Here is a 16,629-nt window from a genome sequence, read left to right as displayed (position 1 = left end):
AGAATCCAGCCTGGCCTCGCATCCAACGCCTCCGTGCAAATCACCAGGCGAAGTGAATCAAAATGCGGTCTCGATTGCCAGGTTTTTCGAGGTGTCCGATTGTTGAAACATGCTTGGGCGGACGGGGCACTAAGCATGGAGAGGAATATTGACATTCCCTAATGCGGCGGCCCCCGCCGGGAGCGTTCCCTCCGACGTTAGAGATTACGACAACCATCGGCTAAGTCGTCGAATGCGTCGCCCACAGCCTGGCTCTCGTTCGATGGCCGGCGAAGCTTTGCCCTCCTCCGATTGGCGCCAGACTCCGCGGCAAAGGCGGGGATCGCCGCCTGCAACGGCCTTCCGACATCGACGATGTCCGCCAGCCAGTCGGAGGAATGAACCATGAAATTCGTAATCTGTGCGGCCTTGGCCACTGCTGTGATGGCGATCGCCGGTTGTACCACCGACGATTACGATGATTGTCGCGGAAAGGGCTGCCTGGTTGATCCGCCCCACAAAGCCGGCCGAAAGATTGATGACCGGCCGCAGTTCGACAGGAACGGCAATCCCAACTTCGATACGCGGGGCCGCTACATCGGCTGCCATGGGCTCGGATGTAAAGTCGATGATCCTGATGACGGGGATCAAAGCATCGACGACAGACCGCAGTACGACAAAGAAGGCAATCCCAACTTCGATACGCAAGGCAACTACCAAGGCTGCCGCGGTATCGGCTGCGAGGTCGATACACCGGACGATGACAGTTCATCGAACGATGACGATTCCGAATAAGGGACTCCGGGGCGAAAAAGGAGGAAGCCAATTATGCCTGAATTCAGCGGCCTGGTCCGGCGACATTTCAAAATCGTTATGGTCGGCCTCGCGGGGCTGGGAATGACGCTGATCTCCGCTTTCGCTGCGGGTAACGCCTGCGACGGCATAAAGGTCGAAGCGACGAAGGCGCGCAAGCAGGAATATGCCACGCTCGTCGCCTCGGCGTTGAACAACAAGGTCAAGCCCGCTCGGGTGAAGTTCATCACGATCATGGAGAACGGCAACTGGAGCGCCGCTTACGTCTCCACGCCCGTGAGCGACGACGGTGTGATGTTCTTCCAGACAGTCGATGGAAAAAAGCAGTTCCGCGACGTCTGGGGCGGCTATGCCGAGCCGTCGGAAAAACCTGAACTGGTATCCTGGGCGAAGAAGCTCGGAGCGCCGCAAGATCTGGCAAAGTGTTTTGCCGAGCAAGTTACGGAATGATGGTGATCGGTGGAGATTTGCCGCCGACGCCGTTGGCGCATGAGGAGAACAACTATTCCGGCGTGATGGAAGTCGTGTCACGGTCTCCGAAGGTGACAAAGCTGATCCAACGAAAACCAGATAATCACGCCATGGGCACGGCTGACCGTGGCAATGACGGACAGCTGAAGAGGACATGGGGCGGGGCTGAGCAACTTAAGAGCTTGACTGCAACCGGAAAGGGAAATCGATGAAAACCGCAATACTGATTGCTGCCGTGGTTCCGGCCATGCCGACTTTCGCCTTCGCCGAGGACAAGTGCGCCGATGCCAAGGATCAGGCCACCATGAACCAGTGCTTCGGTGCCGAGTTTCAGAAATCCGACAAGAAGCTCAACGAGCTTTACAAGCAGATCGAAGCCCGCCTGAAGAACGATGCGGATACCAAGAAGCTTCTTGTTCAGGCACAGCGGGATTGGGGCAAGTTTCGCGACGCGGAGTGCAGTTTCCAGACCGCGGGAGCGGCCGGAGGAAGCATGATGCCAATGCTCATCGCGCAGTGCATGGACGGCCTTACGCAATCCCGTGCCAAAGATTTCGAAGGCTATCTGAACTGCCAGGAGGGCGACATGAGCTGCCCTGTTCCGGCCGCGAACTGACACACGCCACAGCTGATCTGATCACGATGACGCCGGCGGCGAGCGTGGCGTCGCCACCGGGCATGAAAGGATGCGAGGCGCGCCAGGGCAGTGCGGACAATTGGCTCAACGGCGATTTCATCGACGGTCCACTGTGCGCTACCGCAACGACAGATCGCTACCTAACCCGGACGGATAGGCATAACCGGAGACCAGTGACAGTCAGGAAATGGCGCCTCTCTGAGCAAGACGCTGCGGTACTGTGCCGACGATTTCTTCAATCCCTTACGTTTTCGAGCCCGACGCCGAGGCCCGTTTCGGCAAGGCACCAGGCGGATTGGCTGGCGTGATGGCGGCGCGCCTTACTAGTGGTCGCGACAAAGGCAAAACTTCAAGTTGCTCTCACCAAATCTGCAACGAGGATTCGACAGTGTCGTCCGCCGAAGCTAGGCTACTTTGGGGGTATTATGGGCCATGTCTCGCATCTCTTTCGTTCGTGTCTTGTTGTGTTTTGCATCGATGCTGCTGGGCGCTCCGGTGGCGCATGCCGGTTTGCAGTTTCAAGCCGGGCAGACCGACTCCGGATTTCAGTATATCCTCGTGTCGGGTGATTTCTCGTATCAGGACGACCTATCGGTTTTCGAGGCACTGGCACGGTCCAATGCATCAGTCGCTGTCACCTTCCAGTCCCCCGGCGGCAATATCCAGAAGGCTATGGAGCTTGGCCGCCTTATTCGTAGGCTGCGCCTTAGCACGGCTCAATTCAGGGCTGTCGAGTGTGCTTCGGCCTGTTCCCTGGCGTTCCTTGGTGGCGTTGTGCGCTTTGCCGAGCCGGGTTCCATCGGCGTCCATAGATCCTCATTCAGTGGCGACATTCCCGTAAACAGCAAGGACGCCGTTTCCGGCATCCAGCAAATGACCGCCGACATCATCACCTACATGATCGAAATGGGCGTGGATCCCGCTCTGCTTCAGCTTTCGCTGCAATATGACAGTGACGACATACGTTATCTTTCTAGGAGCGAGATGGCTAAGTACAAGGTCGTTACCTTGGAACCCGAAGCAAGCTGGCCGCAGGTCGCAAACCAGGCACCATCCTCGACGCCATCGTCCCAGCAAGCGCCGTTACAACCGCCTGTCGCCTCTTTGCCACCTGCTTCCACGAATCCTTCACTCGTTATTCCTCAAGCCCGCTCGGGCCGTATTCTCCGCTCCCAGGGCGCGGCGCCTTTAAAGGCCCTCCCAGAGGTAAAATCCGCCACGCTCGCAAATGTGCGAAACGGCAGCGCAGTCGTGATCTTGGGTAATGTCGAGCGATGGTACCGTGTCCGTGCAGGCGGTCAGGTCGGCTACATGCATGACACCTGGGTCTACGTCGACCAGTATGAGAGCGGCCCCTTCGGACAGCGTCATATCCAGGTCAAGAGCTTCGACAATCTCGCCGAGACGGAGGCCTATGTGCGATCGGCATCAATCCCGCTTGTCGCCTACCTCGCCACCAACGGGTGGTTCGCCATTACGTTACGCGGCACCTATGCCCAGGATGCCGCTAAGGACCTAGCTAAGGCGATGAAGGAAAACGGGGCGATCCCCGACGACGCCTACGTTACTTATGGCAACACTTACGTCCGCAATGTCTGTTGTCGCTAACCGGCACGTTTAACAGCAAGGGCAGCACTTCACCCGGCCGGACCCCAAAAGGCCATGAAACAACAAAAAAGCCCGGCAAAACCGGGCTTTTTCTTGAAGTCTCCGAACCATATCAAACGGTCCGAAACGGGAATTTGGTGCCCAGAAGAGGACTCGAACCTCCACTCCTTGCGGAACACGGACCTGAACCGTGCGCGTCTACCAATTCCGCCATCTGGGCTGGTGCGCGCTCATTAAGCGGGCGAGGGATGAGTGTCAACGCGCTTTTTTGAATGCCGCGTGCCTTCTCCGCCTCAATGCTCCAGCACTTCCTTCGATGCCACCGTCGAATCGGCGTTGAGCGTATAGATGACCGGCACGCCGGTGCCGAGCTCGAGCTTGACGATCTCCTCGCCCGATTTGCCGTCCAGCGCCATGATCAGCGCGCGCAGCGAATTGCCGTGTGCCGCCACCAGCACCGTGCCGCCGCGCAGCACATGCGGCTGCAGATCGTGCAGGTAATAGGGCCAGACGCGCGCGCCGGTGTCTTTCAGGCTTTCACCGCCGGGCGGCGCCACGTCGTAGGAGCGGCGCCATATATGCACCTGCTCCTCGCCCCATTTCTTGCGCGCATTATCCTTGTTGAGGCCAGAGAGATCGCCATAGTCGCGCTCGTTCAGCGCCTGGTCGCGGATGGTCTCGAGCTCGCTCTGGCCAACGGCGTCGAGAATATGCTGGCAGGTCTTCTGCGCCCGGATCAGCGACGACGTGAAGGCGATGTCGAATTTCATGCCGCGCGCCCTGAGCTTGGCGCCCGCCGCCTTGGCCTCGGCATGACCCAGTTCGGTCAGGTCGACGTCGCGCCAGCCGGTAAAAAGGTTCTTCAGGTTCCATTCGCTCTGGCCGTGGCGCACGAGCACGAGAGTTCTCGACATATTTGCTCCTTCAAATTTTGTGAATCAGCCAAATCTGTGGATCAGCCAAGTCTGTATCAGCTTGTCAGGCCGAGCACGTCCCGCATCGAATAGAGGCCCGGCTTGCGGCCGCGCGCCCACAGGGCTGCCTTGACCGCGCCACGGGCAAAGATCGCCCGGTCTTCGGCGTGGTGGGCAAGCGTGATGCGCTCGCCGGTACCGGCCAGCACCACACTGTGGTCGCCGACCACCGAGCCGCCGCGCAGGCTGGCGAATCCGATCGAGCCGCTCTTGCGCACGCCGGTATGGCCGTCGCGGACGCGAACATCATTGCCGGCAAGTGCTACGCCGCGCCCGGCAGCGGCGGCTTCGCCGAGCAGCAGCGCCGTGCCCGATGGCGCATCGACCTTGTGCCGGTGGTGCATTTCCAGGATCTCGATGTCGAAATCGTCGGCATCGAGCGCGCGCGCCGCCTGCTCAACCAGCACCGCCAGCAGATTGACGCCGAGGCTCATATTGCCTGACTTGACGATCGTCGCGTGGCGCGCCGCGGCCGCGATCCTGGCATTGTCTTCGGCCGAGCAGCCGGTGGTGCCGATGATATGGGCGATGCGCGCTTGCGCGGCGTAGCCGGCGAATTCGACGGTCGCCGCCGGCGTGGTGAAATCGAGCACGCCGTCGGCCTTGGCGAAGGCCGGCAGCGGATCGTCGCCGATTGCCACCTCGAGCCTGCCGACGCCGGCCAGCTCGCCGGCATCCTTGCCGATATGGGGTGAGCCGGCCCGCTCGATGGCGCCGGCGACGCGGGCACCCGGTATCGTGTGGATGGCGCGGATCAGCGCCTGGCCCATGCGGCCGGCCGCGCCCACCACCACCAGGCCCATTTCCCCCGTTTCATTGATGTTGACGGTCGGTGTGTCGCTCATGAATGTCTCCCGGCCGCCTGTTTCGCGTGACCATTTTGCGCCGCAGTCTGGATTGGCTTGGCGTCATCGACAAGCCCCAGCCCTTTCCTGCCCTGCACCCGGTGGAACCGCGCATAGACGCTGTGCGGGTCGGCCATCAACGAGGCATGCGTGCCCTGTTCGACCAGCCGGCCCTGCTCCAGCACGATAATATGGTCGGCATTGACCACCGTCGACAGCCGGTGCGCGATGACGATGGTGGTGCGCCCTTCCATGACATGGGTCAGCGCTTCCTGGACGCGGGCCTCGGCCTCGTTGTCGAGCGCCGAGGTGGCTTCATCGAGCAGCAGAATCGGCGCCTGCCGAACGATGGCGCGTGCAATTGATACACGCTGGCGCTGGCCGCCCGACAGCGTCACGCCGTTCTCGCCGACCGGTGTGTCGTAGCCTTGCGGCTGCTGGCGGATGAAATCGTCGGCCGCGGCCTGTTGCGCGGCGCGTTCAATCTCGGCGTCGGTGGCGCTCAGACGTCCGTAGCGGATGTTGTCGCGGATGGTGCCTTCGAACAGATAGGGCTGCTGCGAAACATAAGCGATCGAGCCGCGCAGCGAATGCTTGGTGACCTTTGAAATGTCCTGACCGTCGATTTCGATGCTGCCCGACTCGACGTCGTAGAAGCGCTGCAGCAGCGCAACTAGCGTCGTCTTTCCGGCGCCCGAGGCGCCGACGATGGCGGTCACCTTGCCGGCGGCGGCGACAAAGCTCAAATCCTGCAGGACCGGCGCTTCTTCGACATAGCGAAAGGACACGTTGTTGAAGCGCACTTCGCCAGAGGTGAATTTCGCCTCGGCGGCTCCCGGCACGTCACCCTGCTGCGGCTCGAGGTCGAGAAGCTCGTAGATCATGCGCGCATTGACCAGCGACTTTTCCATGCCGACCTGCATGCGCGCCAGCCGCCTGGCGGGGTCATAGGCAAGCAGCAGGGCGGTGATGAAGGCAAACACCGCGCCCGGCGGCTGGCCGCCGACGGTCGCCCGGTAGCCGGAATAGGCGATGACGCCGGCTACGGCGAAGCCGGCCAGCATTTCGGAGATCGGCGTCAGCCGTTCCGAGACGCGGGCGATCTTGTTTGCCCGCTGCTCGGCGCCGGCGACGAGGCCGCCGATGCGGCGCGACAGCTCTTCTTCCAGGGTGAAGGCCTTGACGATGGCGATGCCTTGCGTTGCTTCCTGCATGGCGCCGATCAGCCGCGAGTTGATCTGCACCGATTCACGGGTGATGCGACGCACCCGGCGCATCAGATAGGTGACACTGTAGATCAAAGGCGGGCCGATCAGCAGCGACATCGCGGAGAGCATCGGGTCCTGCCAGATCATGACGCCGACCAGCGCGACAAGCGATACCGCATCGCGCGCCAGCGATGTCAGCGTCATCGACAGGAGATCGCGGATGCCGTTGACGTTCTCGTTGATCTGCGCGGCGAGCCGGCCCGAGCGGGTGTCGTTGAAGAAGCCGACGCCGAGCTTCATCAGGTGGTCGAAGATGCGGCGTTGATAGCGCGCTACCAGATTGTTGCCGATTTTGGCCAGCGTCACTGCCTGGCCGTAGCTGGCCAGCCCGCGCAGCATGAAGGCGGCCAGGATCGACACGCTGATCAGCGCGATAAGATCGCCGCGCCGTTGGTAGAAGATCTGATCGATGACATCCTTCATGATCCACGCTGTGAAGGCGGTCGTCGCCGCGATCGTCACCAGGCACAGCACGGCAAGAGCATAGTACCAGCGATAATCGCGGCTGTTCTCGGCGATGATGCGGCGGATAACAGCCACGATCTCGCTGGGACGGACTTTCCCTTTGGTTGGTGCTGGAAGTGTCACGTTTGAGCGCTTTGTGGTTTCGGTTCGGCCGGGCTGCAATTCGGCAACCTCTTAACGCCCCAATGGCGGCTTGCCTATGGCCGGGGACGGCGAAACTTCGTCGCGGCGCAGCTTGTGTCCTAAATCCGCCAGCGTCGCCCCGCCGTCTGCACGCCGAACAGCGACGGATTTCTGGCATAGGCGGCCAGCCCTAAAAGCGCCGCCAGCGGATGGGTGATGACGTAGACCGGCATGCTGCGCATCAGGGCGCTATGCGGCGCCTTGTCCTCGAAGGCAGCGCGGAAACTGCCGGTCCGCAGCGCCGGCAGGATTTTTTGCGCGATGCCGCCGGTGAGGAAAACACCGCCGCGGCTCATGAACACCAGAGCGAGGTCGCCGGCGGTGCGCCCCAGGCAGGTGACGAAGATCGACAGCGCCTCTTCGGCCACCGGATCGTTCCTTGCCAGCGCCGCGGCGGTGATCTCGGCAGGCGTGGTGAAGGGCGACGGCTTGCCGTCCGCTTTGGCCACCGCCCGGTAGGCGTTTACCAGGCCGCGTCCTGACAGGATCTGTTCGCCGGAGATGCGACCTTCGAGCTTCTCGATATGCGGAAACACCTCGAAATCACGCGGCGAGCGCGGCCCGATATCCATATGGCCGCCCTCGCCGGGCACCGGTATCCAGTGATGCAGCGCATAAACCAGCCCGGCGACGCCGAGCCCGGTTCCCGGGCCGAGCACCACCCGCCCGGAATTCGGTTCCGGCTCGTCGCCGCCGATCTTTTCCATGTGCTCTTCGCCGAGCGCGACGACAGCCAACGCCTGCGCCTCGAAGTCGTTGAGCACCACGACGTCGCCGAGACCGAGACTGGCGAACATCTGTCTCGGCTTGACGATCCATGGGCAATTGGTGAGGGGGATCTCGTCGCTCTCGACAGGGCCGGCCACCGCCAGCACAGCTGAATTCGGCCGGACCGACGAGCGGTCGAGCACGGCCGACTGGATCGCCTCGTCGATCGTATTGAAGTTGGCGGTTTGGACGATGGTCGGCTCGCCGGCCTCGGAATTCGCGTCAAGTACGATCGAGAAGCGCGCATTGGTGCCGCCTATGTCGCCGATCAGGATCGGAAATCGCAACAGAGTGTCGTCGTCGCTTACGCCTGGCATGCTCTCGTCCGTTCCCGACGCGTATCGCCGTTCTCTCGTTGACTAGCGCATGACCGCAAAAAGGGAAATCGGTTTTCGAAGTGGAGATGCACGGATGCAGACAGCGAACACGCTGCCCGCATCAGTGCCCCGGTCGTGGCCGCGGCAGCGGAATGCCGAACTCGGGCGTCGCCATAAAGGCGTTCGCCGAGGCCGGAAGCGCTGCCGCGCCGGCTGCGAGCGTCGGCGGCAGCGAAGGCTCTGCCGCAGGAGCAGGTGCGGCCGCAACCGGCACGCCGTCGCCATAGTAGGTGACTGCTTCCGCCGAGGGCGGAGCCGGCGCGTCGAGCACGAACTGGCATTGCCTGGGCAGGTTCGCCATCGTCATCACGTCGCGTGCCTTCGGCTTGTCCGGGTTCTTGTTGGGGCGCCACGGCTCCTCGGTGAACCACCAGGCCAGTGCCTGGTCGCAGCCATCGCCCGGCGCCGTCGCTTCCTGCGCCTTGCAGTCGGGTGACCCAGGCTGGCAGCTGATGCGAATGTGGAAGTGGTAGTCGTGGCCCCAGAACGGCCTGACCTTGCGCAACCAGCTACGGTCGCCTTTGACCGTGTCGCAGAGCTTCTTCTTGATCCCGGGATTGACCAGGATGCGCTCGACTTCGGGATAGCTCGCGGCGCGCCTCAACAGCCGCGTATGCATCGGCGTCCACAGCCCGTCCTTCACCAGATGGGTCTTTTCGTCGACCATCAAGGTAGCGCTGATGTTTTCGCGCTCTTCGGCCGAGAGCTTGCGGTCGGGCATCGGCGTCAGCCAGATGTCGGCGTCGAGGCCGATCTGGTGCGAGGCATGGCCGGTCAGCATCGGACCGCCGCGCGGTTGCGAGATGTCGCCGATCAACAGGCCCGGCCAGCCGTCGGCAGCGGCATCGCGCGACAGCTTCTCGACCAGCGCGATCATTGCCGGATGGCCCCAGCGGCGGTTGCGCGACGGTCGCATCACCTCCCAGTGCCGGCCGTCCAGGGGCAGGGCGACGCCGCCGGAAAAACAGCCTTTGGAATAGAAGCCGATCGATTGCGCTGCTGCGAGTGCCGGCAGTTTTTTGGCGCCGAACAGGTCCTTTGCCCGTTGCTCGGCGCTCCCTGGCTGCGTTGCAAGCGCCGCCAAGCTGGCGACGGCCAGTGCTGCCGTCAGCGGCAGCGTTTTGCCGGGCAAGGCTCGCTTCAACATTTTCCCCAAGCTGGACCCCTCCGCGATTTGAACCGCATCATACCATAGCCCGCGCAACGTATCGATCAGGACCGTTTCATCGGGCTGCGCGCCTCACCGTCGCGCCAGTCGCCGCTCGCCCACATGGCATCGAGCGCCGAGCGATAGTCGGGAAAGCGAAAGCCATAACCGGCCGCCTTGATCGCCGCGTTGGCGACACGCTTGTTCTCGCCATAGAAAGACCGCGCCATGGGCGAAAGTTGGGCGGTCTCGAACGGAATTTCGGGCGGCGGCTCGATGCCCATCAATTGGGCGGCATAGGCGACGACGTCCTGCGGCGGCGCCGGCAGGTCGTCGGTGATGTTGAAGATGCCGCCGCGATTGCCTTCAGCTAGATGCCAGAGCGTGCCGGCAATGTCGTCGCAATGGATGCGGTTGAACACCTGGCCCGGCTTGACCAACCGCCGGGCGGTGCCGTTTTCCAGATTGACCAAGGCGTTGCGGCCTGGCCCATAAATGCCGGAAAGTCGCAGGATCGCCACCGGTCGGCCGACGTCGTGGCCCAGTTTCACCCAATCCTGCTCGGCGGCAACCCTCATCGCTGATCGCTTCGATACTGGCCGGCATTCGGCGGCCTCGTCCACCCAATTGCCGCCATGGTCGCCATAGACGCCGACGGTGGAGAGATAGGCGATCCATTCGAGCTCCGGCATGTTGGCCGCGATCTCCTCGCGGGCCGCGCCCAGCACCGGGTCGCCGGCCTCGTCCGGCGCGACCGAGACGACGAGATGGGTTGTCTTCCCAAGGGCATCGCCGATTTCGGAGGTCAGCCTGCCATCGAATCGCAGCGGCACGATACCGGCTTGCCGCAGCGCCGGGAATTTTTCCAGCGACCGTGTTGTACCGAAGATCGTTGTGTCGGCATCCCTGTTGGCGCGGGCGAAGGCCTTGCCTGAATAACCGGCGCCGAAGACGAAAATCTGCTTTTTTGTCATGTATGCGCCTCGATCGGCTTTGGCAGGGGCAGAAGCCATTCGCCTCTCACCGCCTCGTTATCTTCTGCCTGCAACGCGGCTGCGGCACGTTCGGCAAACTCCCGACCCGGCACCAGCCGCGACAGCGCCCATACCGCGGCTCCGCGAACCAGGGGCGAGGCGTCGTCGAGCAGCGCGCGAACGGCGCCGGCCAGCGACGAGTCCTGGGAATTGCCGGCCGCTATCAGCACGTTGCGGATAAAACGGTCGCGGCCGATGCGCTTGATCGGCGAGCCCGAAAAGAGCGTTCGGAAGGCAGTGTCGTCGAGACGCAGCAGCTCGGCGATCGGCGGTTCGCGCAAGTCCGCGCGGGCGGCAAGCTTTGCCTCCGAAGCGGCTTGGGCGAACTTGTTCCACGGGCAGGCGGCCAGGCAGTCGTCGCAGCCATAGATGCGATTGCCGATCTTTTCCCGGAACTCATGCGGGATCGGTCCTTTGTTCTCGATGGTGAGGTATGAAATGCAGCGCCGCGCATCGAGCCGGTAAGGCGCCGGAAAGGCATCGGTCGGGCAGGCGTCGAGGCAGGCCCGGCAGGAGCCGCAATGATCGTCCTCAGGCGCGTCCGGCACCAGCTCGGCCGTCGTGAAGATGGTGCCGAGGAACAGCCAGGAGCCATGCGCGCGGCTAACCAGGTTGGTGTGCTTGCCTTGCCAGCCGAGGCCGGCCGCCTCGGCCAGCGGCTTTTCCATCACCGGTGCGGTGTCGACAAACACTTTCACGTCACCGCCGGCGCGCGCCACGATCTTGCCGGCGATCTCCTTCAGCCGGCCTTTCATCACGTCATGATAGTCGCGGTTCTGCGCATAGGCCGAGATCGCGCCGCGGTCGCGCTTCGCCAGCACCTCGCGTGGGTCGTGGTCGGGGCCGTAATTCATCGCCAGCACGACGATCGAGCGGACCTCTGGCCAAAGCGTCGTCGGTTTGCCTCGCCGCTCGAGCGTTTCGGCAATCCAGCCCATCGAGCCGTGAAAGCCGTCGGCAACGAACTCGGCCAGCCGTTCCGGCGCCTGCGGGATCGCATCGGGCGTGGTGACGGCAACGGCGTCGAAGCCGGCGTTCCGCGCCTCGCGGTCGATGAGCGCGCGCAGCTTTGCCGTATCAGAAATCGAGATCCGCATAATGTGACACCGGCGACAGGCCGCGCACCCGGTCGGACAGAAGCGGCCGGAACGAAGGCCGTGATTTCACCCTTGTATACCATTCGCGCGCGGCGCTGTGTTCGCGCCAGTCGATCTCGCCGAGATAGTCGAGCACCGACAGTGCCGCCGCCGCCGCAAGATCGGCATAGGTGACCTTGTTGCCGGCCAGCCAATGACGGGTGCCGGCCAGCCAGTTGGTGTATTTCATGTGCTGGCGGATATTGGCGCGGGCGGCGCGGATCGCCGCCGAATCGGGCGACCCGCCGCCTGCCGTTTCCGGCATGACCGGCTTCAGGACGCGCTCGCGCACCAGATGCCGGGTAACCTCGCTTTCCGCCTTGTTGAGGTACCAGTCGGTCAGCCGGCGGATTTCGGCGCGCTCCATCGGATCCTCGGCGAACAGCCGCTTGTCGCGCTTGAGTACGCCGCGCGTCTCGTCGAGATATTCGGCGATGACCATCGCGCCGACGATCGGCACGTCGCCCTCGGCAAGCAGGATCGGCAGCGTGCCGGCCCGGTTCAGTGCCAGGAACTCCTTGCGCCGCGTCCACGGCTTTTCTTCGATCAGCGCCAGTTCCTCGGCATACTCGCCAAAGGCGAGGCGGACGAAGCGGCAGCTGGCGAACATCGGATGGTGGAAAAGCGTCAGCATGGTCCCGCGATAATAGAGCGCACTGGCAAATCGCCGGCTGCGCCGGTAAGTCTTGGCCGCCCGATTCAGGGGCTGTCAGGGTGCTGCGACCTATAGGGGGAGTTCCGCGCCGTGACAAGCAAACCGTTTTCTCAAGCCCGCCCTCCAACGCCGAGGTTGCCATGGAAAGCCAAACCGTAGTCGAAGCGCTGCTGCTCGGCATGCTCGAGGGCCTGACCGAGTTTATTCCGGTGTCTTCGACCGGTCATATCCTGCTCGCCGGCCATTTTCTCGGCTTTCATTCGACCGGCAAAGCCTTCGAGATCCTGATCCAGCTCGGCGCCATATTGGCGATCCTCAGCGTCTATTTCCGCCGTCTCTGGAAGATGCTGCTCGAGCTGCCCTACGATCGGCTGACGCGGCATTTCGTCCTTGGCATTCTCATCGCATTCCTGCCGGCGGCCATTATCGGCGCACTGGCGCATGACTTCATCAAGACGGTGCTGTTCGAATCGCCGCGGCTGATCTGCATCATGCTGATCATCGGCGGTGTCATCCTGCTGCTGGTCGATCGCGTGACGCCGAAGCCGTATTACCACGATGTCGAGCGGTTTCCGACCAGGCTTTATCTGCAGATCGGGCTGTTCCAGTGCTTGTCGCTAATCCCCGGCACGTCGCGCTCGGGCTCGACCATCGTCGGCGCGCTGCTGCTCGGCGTCGACAAGCGGGCGGCGGCGGAATTCTCTTTCTTCCTTGCCATCCCGACGATGGTCGGCGCCTTCGCCTTCGACCTGTTCAAGAACCGCAATGTACTAAGCAGCGCCGACTTGCCCATCATCGCGGTCGGCTTCGTTGCCGCCTTCGTCACCGCGCTAATCGTCGTGCGCTTCCTGCTCGACTACGTCTCGCGCCATGGCTACGCGCTGTTCGGCTGGTGGCGGCTGGTCATCGGCATCGTCGGGCTGACGGGGCTGGCAATCTGGGGGTGAGCCGGCGCGGATAGCGCAAATCCCAGCCGGAACTCTATTCTTGCCTGAAGCCGAGCCATACGATCTTGTGGACGTATGGTTGGCAGGGGGAATGCGTGAGCGAAGTTCTTGACGCCCTCGTTATTGGCGCCGGTCCGGCGGGACTCGGCGTCAGCTACTTCTTGAAACGGCGGGCCCGCGACCACCGTGTACTCGATCGAGGCCGGATTGGCGAAACGTGGCGAACGCAGCGATGGAACTCGTTTCGACTGAACTCGCCGACCATTCGCTCCATCTTACCCGGTGATTCCTACGACGGCCCCGAGCCCTGGGGCGCGAAGCGCCTGGTTGACGAGTACATCGAGCGCGCCGGCCTCGATGCGCAACTGGCCGAGGATGATCCGGCCGAGACGATTGAACCGCGCTTGCCCGATCCTCCGATCCGCTCCCTCGACTGGACGGCGAGCGGCATCAGATCAGTGATCTGGTGCACGGGCTTCACCGGCGATTTCTCATGGGTTCGGCTTCCCGGCGCGCTCGATGCAGCCGGCCAGCCCGTCCACGAGGATGGCGTCGGCGCTGTTCCAGGTCTGTTTTTCGCCGGCCTCGATTTCGGATCGACGCGGAAGTCGGGCACCATACCGGCCATTCCAGAGGAGGCGGCCGCCGTCGTGGAGCGACTTGTCCAAGCGCGAGCCGACTTGCCACGGAACGGCGTCTAAACGAGCCGTCGAACGCGGTTCTTGAACGTGCAAGAACATGACAGCTCTGGCGCGATCAAGACGACGTACGCTGCCTAGCGGACCGAGCCGGCACAGCCGTTCGGAATGGTCGACCTGGAGACGCCAAAAGGAGGTGCGTCAAGGCGCACGATCGGTCAGCGCGCTCGCGCCTTCTTCCGCGGCGCAATGTGCGCAGCAGTAGATGATGTCATCCTGTTCGACGCCATGTCCGATGATCCGGCATCCGCAATGCGGACACGTCGGAGCAAGTTTCTGGACCGCGCATTCGAAGCTGTCGAATGTGTAGGTCTCGTCGGCCATCGTCACGTTGAAAGCCTTATCGTAGTCATTCCCGCATTGATCGCATCTGGCCATAGTTCTTTTCCTTCTTTCACTGGCTTCAAGCTCGACCAACCTGTCGCGCGGCGATAGGTTCCCGCCAGGATCAGGGGGTCGTCCTAAGGCGGAGACGACCGCGAGCCTGTGCCACGACGCTGTTCGATCGCACGGATCACCTCGTCGATACCCCGCGGCTCGATGTCGAGTTCCTTCAGGCCAGGCACGTCGATTGCTGCCACATTGTCCTGACGCATGAGATCGACCTGGTTGCGCGTTATGGGGGCAGCCGGGAGGAGTTCCGCGACGCCAGCCAAGGCGTTCCATACCGCAAACGGCACCGGCATCAGCTGGACGTGCGTACCGAGCTGTCGGGCGATCTCCCGAAGCAGTTCCTTATAGGTGTAGATGCGCGGGCCACCGAATTCGAATATGGATGAACCCTTGTGGGTTCGCCCGTCGATCAGCCGGCTCACTGCTTCTGCGACGTCTGCCACATGGACCGGCTGAAGCCGTGTGCCTCCATCGCCGAACAGCGGATAGACCGGCAGGAGGCGTATCAGCCTCACAATGGTTGTCAGGAAAGCGTCGTCAGGTCCTGTCATGACGGCGGGACGCACAATGAAAGCGCCGGGAAATGCGCTTTCCACGGCACCTTCTCCGCGCCCACGCGCCCTTATGTAATTCGAATCCGATTGAGGATCGGAGCCGATCCCCGAAATCTGGACGAACTGGTCGATCGCGCGGTCGCGCGACGCGGCAGCGAGATCGACCGCGGCCTTTACATGCACGCGTTCAAAGGTCTGGACGCCCTGCTCGACGTAAAGACTGACGGCATTCACGACCGCCCGCGATCCGGTAATGGCCGACCCGATCGAGGACGCATCCGTTATATCCGCCTCGACTGCTTCGGGCATCCTCGTAATCGAGGAGAAGACCAGGGCCACGCGAGCCGGATGGCGAGATGCGGCGCGCACCGTGAAACCTCTTTCGAGGAGTCGCTTCACGATCCTGCGCCCGAGAAAGCCAGTTCCGCCGAACACGGTGACGATCCGTTCCGGGTTGAGATCGTCGGGATCCATTTGCCTCGCCATCCCTTTGTCCTCGCCTAGCTGTCACGAGGACTGCCCTGGCCGGCATTTGAACCAGCCCGTCGAACATCAGGACGATTGAGGAACAACGCAGGAACGCTTTTGTTCCGGTCAGCGCTGGGCGGATGCTTGACAGATCGGCAAACCATGATCTGAACCGCAGGCGCAGCAAAACGGCCCCACTTCGAGAATGGCCTAGTTTCGCCCGTAAAACACATTCTCGACATGCACCGGCCAACGCCACGGCAGCACCGCCACCATGTCGAAGCGCACCGATAATTTTCCGTAGTCGGATTGGCGCGACAGCCAGAAATCGGCGGCGCCTTCGATGCGGTGCTCCGATTCGCGACCGACGGCTTCCATTGCCTCCATCAGCGTGCGGCGCGCCTTGACCTCGACGATCAGCACCAGATCGCCACGCCGCGCGATCAGGTCGATCTCGCCGAACCTGGTGCGGTGGCGGCGGGCAAGAATTCGGTAGCCTTTCAGCATCAGCGCCGCCGCCGCCAGCCATTCGCCGTGATAGCCGCGCCGGTAGGCCTTTTGCCGGCTGGCGCTTGGCCGTTCAGCCATCGCCGTCTCCGCCGGCCCCGTCTCTTCCAGCATTCTTGAGGTCGAGCAGCCGACGATAGAGCGTCTGCTTCTGGCCACCCGTCATCTTGGCGGCTTCCGCCGCTGCCTTGGAGGCCGGCATTTCGGCGGCGAGCGAAAGCAGCAGCCGGTCGATGTCTTCTGGCTCATCAGCGACCGCATCGGCCGGGCCGACGCAGATGACGATTTCACCCTTGGGCGTATCGGCTCCCGCATAATGGCCGGCGAGCGATTGCAGGGTGCCGGTCCGCATCTCCTCGAAAGTCTTGGTCAGCTCGCGGCCGATCGCCGCCTTGCGGGCACCGCCCAGCACCTCGACCATGGCACTGAGCGTCTCGGCCAGCCGGCGCGGCGATTCGAAGAAGATCAACGTTGCCGGCACCGCCTTCAGCGCTTCCAGCCGCGTCAGCCGCTGCCCGGTCTTCACCGGCAGGAAGCCGGCAAACAGAAACGCGTCCGAGGGCAGGCCGGATGCCGTCAAAGCGGCAAGTGCTGCTGACGGGCCGGGGATCGGCACGACACGAATGCCGCGTTCCAGCGCCTCACCGACCAGCCGGTAGCCGGGGTCGGAGATGAGCGGCGTGCCGGCCTCCGAGATCAGCG

19 protein-coding genes and 1 tRNA gene are annotated in these 16,629 nt (G+C 62.9%); 7 read left to right on the top strand and 13 right to left on the bottom strand.

Annotated elements, in window-relative coordinates:
* The first annotated feature begins 384 nt into the window (after nt 1–384).
* The 5 genes from NKJ84_RS31335 to NKJ84_RS31315 all read left to right on the top strand — a co-directional run bounded on the left by NKJ84_RS31335 (nt 385) and on the right by NKJ84_RS31315 (nt 3,508).
* Nucleotides 385–774, top strand: coding sequence for a hypothetical protein (locus tag NKJ84_RS31335; protein WP_352509730.1), 390 nt, complete (start codon nt 385–387; stop codon nt 772–774).
* 102 nt (nt 775–876) lie between these two features.
* A complete protein-coding gene (locus tag NKJ84_RS31330; RefSeq protein ID WP_352509728.1) occupies nt 877–1,242 on the top strand; it encodes a hypothetical protein in 366 nt (121 codons plus the stop codon).
* Complete coding sequence (locus NKJ84_RS31325) at nt 1,239–1,475, top strand: hypothetical protein (protein ID WP_352509727.1); 237 nt, start codon at nt 1,239–1,241, stop codon at nt 1,473–1,475. The genes NKJ84_RS31330 and NKJ84_RS31325 overlap by 4 nt, the downstream gene beginning before the upstream one ends.
* A complete protein-coding gene (locus NKJ84_RS31320; protein WP_352509726.1) occupies nt 1,472–1,879 on the top strand; it encodes a lysozyme inhibitor LprI family protein in 408 nt (135 codons plus the stop codon). Before NKJ84_RS31325 ends, NKJ84_RS31320 begins: the two co-directional genes overlap by 4 nt.
* Nucleotides 1,880–2,332: 453 nt before the next feature.
* A complete protein-coding gene (locus NKJ84_RS31315; protein ID WP_352509724.1) occupies nt 2,333–3,508 on the top strand; it encodes a hypothetical protein in 1,176 nt (391 codons plus the stop codon).
* A gap of 135 nt (nt 3,509–3,643) precedes the next feature.
* Here NKJ84_RS31315 and NKJ84_RS31310 read toward each other — a convergent pair.
* The 9 genes from NKJ84_RS31310 to NKJ84_RS31270 all read right to left on the bottom strand — a co-directional run bounded on the left by NKJ84_RS31310 (nt 3,644) and on the right by NKJ84_RS31270 (nt 12,339).
* Nucleotides 3,644–3,728: transfer RNA gene (locus tag NKJ84_RS31310), tRNA-Leu, on the bottom strand.
* Nucleotides 3,729–3,801: 73 nt separating this feature from the next.
* Complete coding sequence (locus tag NKJ84_RS31305; RefSeq protein WP_352509722.1) at nt 3,802–4,422, bottom strand: 2,3-bisphosphoglycerate-dependent phosphoglycerate mutase; 621 nt, start codon at nt 4,420–4,422, stop codon at nt 3,802–3,804.
* 56 nt (nt 4,423–4,478) lie between these two features.
* Nucleotides 4,479–5,303 (bottom strand): 4-hydroxy-tetrahydrodipicolinate reductase, encoded by an 825-nt coding sequence (dapB, locus tag NKJ84_RS31300; RefSeq protein ID WP_352477091.1) that lies wholly within the window; start codon nt 5,301–5,303, stop codon nt 4,479–4,481.
* A gap of 20 nt (nt 5,304–5,323) precedes the next feature.
* Nucleotides 5,324–7,183 carry an ABC transporter ATP-binding protein gene (locus NKJ84_RS31295; RefSeq protein ID WP_352509721.1) on the bottom strand — a complete coding sequence of 620 codons (1,860 nt, stop codon included), beginning with the start codon at nt 7,181–7,183 and terminating at the stop codon, nt 5,324–5,326.
* Nucleotides 7,184–7,302: 119 nt separating this feature from the next.
* Nucleotides 7,303–8,328 carry a glucokinase gene (locus tag NKJ84_RS31290; protein ID WP_352509719.1) on the bottom strand — a complete coding sequence of 342 codons (1,026 nt, stop codon included), beginning with the start codon at nt 8,326–8,328 and terminating at the stop codon, nt 7,303–7,305.
* A 121-nt stretch (nt 8,329–8,449) separates the two neighbouring features.
* The gene (gene mepA / locus NKJ84_RS31285; protein ID WP_352509731.1) at nt 8,450–9,535 is read right to left on the bottom strand and encodes a penicillin-insensitive murein endopeptidase; all 1,086 of its coding nucleotides are present in this window, start codon (nt 9,533–9,535) and stop codon (nt 8,450–8,452) included.
* A 65-nt stretch (nt 9,536–9,600) separates the two neighbouring features.
* Entirely contained in the window at nt 9,601–10,509 is a 909-nt protein-coding gene (locus NKJ84_RS31280; protein ID WP_352509718.1) for an SDR family oxidoreductase, read from the bottom strand.
* Nucleotides 10,506–11,666: a tRNA epoxyqueuosine(34) reductase QueG gene (queG, locus tag NKJ84_RS31275; RefSeq protein ID WP_352509717.1), complete on the bottom strand. Its 1,161-nt coding sequence runs from the start codon at nt 11,664–11,666 to the stop codon at nt 10,506–10,508. Before queG ends, NKJ84_RS31280 begins: the two co-directional genes overlap by 4 nt.
* Nucleotides 11,647–12,339 carry a glutathione S-transferase family protein gene (locus NKJ84_RS31270; RefSeq protein WP_352509716.1) on the bottom strand — a complete coding sequence of 231 codons (693 nt, stop codon included), beginning with the start codon at nt 12,337–12,339 and terminating at the stop codon, nt 11,647–11,649. Before NKJ84_RS31270 ends, queG begins: the two co-directional genes overlap by 20 nt.
* A 161-nt stretch (nt 12,340–12,500) precedes the next feature.
* Between NKJ84_RS31270 and NKJ84_RS31265 the strand changes: the two genes are divergently transcribed.
* Together NKJ84_RS31265 and NKJ84_RS31260 are read left to right on the top strand one after the other, a co-directional pair.
* Nucleotides 12,501–13,307 carry an undecaprenyl-diphosphate phosphatase gene (locus tag NKJ84_RS31265; RefSeq protein WP_352509715.1) on the top strand — a complete coding sequence of 269 codons (807 nt, stop codon included), beginning with the start codon at nt 12,501–12,503 and terminating at the stop codon, nt 13,305–13,307.
* A gap of 95 nt (nt 13,308–13,402) precedes the next feature.
* Nucleotides 13,403–14,008: an NAD(P)/FAD-dependent oxidoreductase gene (locus tag NKJ84_RS31260; RefSeq protein WP_352509714.1), complete on the top strand. Its 606-nt coding sequence runs from the start codon at nt 13,403–13,405 to the stop codon at nt 14,006–14,008.
* 138 nt (nt 14,009–14,146) lie between these two features.
* On the opposite strand, the gene NKJ84_RS31255 is transcribed toward NKJ84_RS31260, so the two are convergent.
* The 4 genes from NKJ84_RS31255 to rsmI all read right to left on the bottom strand — a co-directional run.
* A complete protein-coding gene (locus NKJ84_RS31255; RefSeq protein ID WP_254817997.1) occupies nt 14,147–14,383 on the bottom strand; it encodes a metallothionein in 237 nt (78 codons plus the stop codon).
* An 83-nt stretch (nt 14,384–14,466) separates the two neighbouring features.
* A complete protein-coding gene (locus NKJ84_RS31250; protein WP_352509713.1) occupies nt 14,467–15,438 on the bottom strand; it encodes a complex I NDUFA9 subunit family protein in 972 nt (323 codons plus the stop codon).
* A 192-nt stretch (nt 15,439–15,630) separates the two neighbouring features.
* Nucleotides 15,631–16,008: a YraN family protein gene (locus tag NKJ84_RS31245; RefSeq protein WP_352509712.1), complete on the bottom strand. Its 378-nt coding sequence runs from the start codon at nt 16,006–16,008 to the stop codon at nt 15,631–15,633.
* Nucleotides 16,001–16,629 (bottom strand): 16S rRNA (cytidine(1402)-2'-O)-methyltransferase (gene rsmI, locus NKJ84_RS31240; protein WP_352509710.1); only part of this gene is annotated, 629 nt, incomplete at its 5' end. The genes rsmI and NKJ84_RS31245, both read right to left, overlap by 8 nt.

This window comes from Mesorhizobium sp. M0048, from assembly GCF_040323405.1.
Classification (GTDB): Bacteria; Pseudomonadota; Alphaproteobacteria; order Rhizobiales; family Rhizobiaceae; genus Mesorhizobium.
This window is presented reverse-complemented; position numbering and strand designations above follow the sequence as displayed.

Excerpts from the sequence above, each read along its gene's own strand:
- NKJ84_RS31335 (WP_352509730.1), top strand. The coding sequence starts at position 385 with ATGAAATTCGTAATCTGTGCGGCCTTGGCCACTGCTGTGATGGCGATC.
- NKJ84_RS31330 (WP_352509728.1), top strand. The coding sequence starts at position 877 with ATGACGCTGATCTCCGCTTTCGCTGCGGGTAACGCCTGCGACGGCATA.
- NKJ84_RS31325 (WP_352509727.1), top strand. The coding sequence starts at position 1,239 with ATGATGGTGATCGGTGGAGATTTGCCGCCGACGCCGTTGGCGCATGAG.
- NKJ84_RS31320 (WP_352509726.1), top strand. The coding sequence starts at position 1,472 with ATGAAAACCGCAATACTGATTGCTGCCGTGGTTCCGGCCATGCCGACT.
- NKJ84_RS31315 (WP_352509724.1), top strand. The coding sequence starts at position 2,333 with ATGTCTCGCATCTCTTTCGTTCGTGTCTTGTTGTGTTTTGCATCGATG.
- NKJ84_RS31305 (WP_352509722.1), bottom strand. The coding sequence starts at position 4,422 with ATGTCGAGAACTCTCGTGCTCGTGCGCCACGGCCAGAGCGAATGGAAC.
- NKJ84_RS31290 (WP_352509719.1), bottom strand. The coding sequence starts at position 8,328 with ATGCCAGGCGTAAGCGACGACGACACTCTGTTGCGATTTCCGATCCTG.
- mepA (WP_352509731.1), bottom strand. The coding sequence starts at position 9,535 with ATGTTGAAGCGAGCCTTGCCCGGCAAAACGCTGCCGCTGACGGCAGCA.
- NKJ84_RS31280 (WP_352509718.1), bottom strand. The coding sequence starts at position 10,509 with ATGACAAAAAAGCAGATTTTCGTCTTCGGCGCCGGTTATTCAGGCAAG.
- queG (WP_352509717.1), bottom strand. The coding sequence starts at position 11,666 with ATGCGGATCTCGATTTCTGATACGGCAAAGCTGCGCGCGCTCATCGAC.
- NKJ84_RS31270 (WP_352509716.1), bottom strand. The coding sequence starts at position 12,339 with ATGCTGACGCTTTTCCACCATCCGATGTTCGCCAGCTGCCGCTTCGTC.
- NKJ84_RS31265 (WP_352509715.1), top strand. The coding sequence starts at position 12,501 with ATGGAAAGCCAAACCGTAGTCGAAGCGCTGCTGCTCGGCATGCTCGAG.
- NKJ84_RS31255 (WP_254817997.1), bottom strand. The coding sequence starts at position 14,383 with ATGGCCAGATGCGATCAATGCGGGAATGACTACGATAAGGCTTTCAAC.
- NKJ84_RS31250 (WP_352509713.1), bottom strand. The coding sequence starts at position 15,438 with ATGGCGAGGCAAATGGATCCCGACGATCTCAACCCGGAACGGATCGTC.
- NKJ84_RS31245 (WP_352509712.1), bottom strand. The coding sequence starts at position 16,008 with ATGGCTGAACGGCCAAGCGCCAGCCGGCAAAAGGCCTACCGGCGCGGC.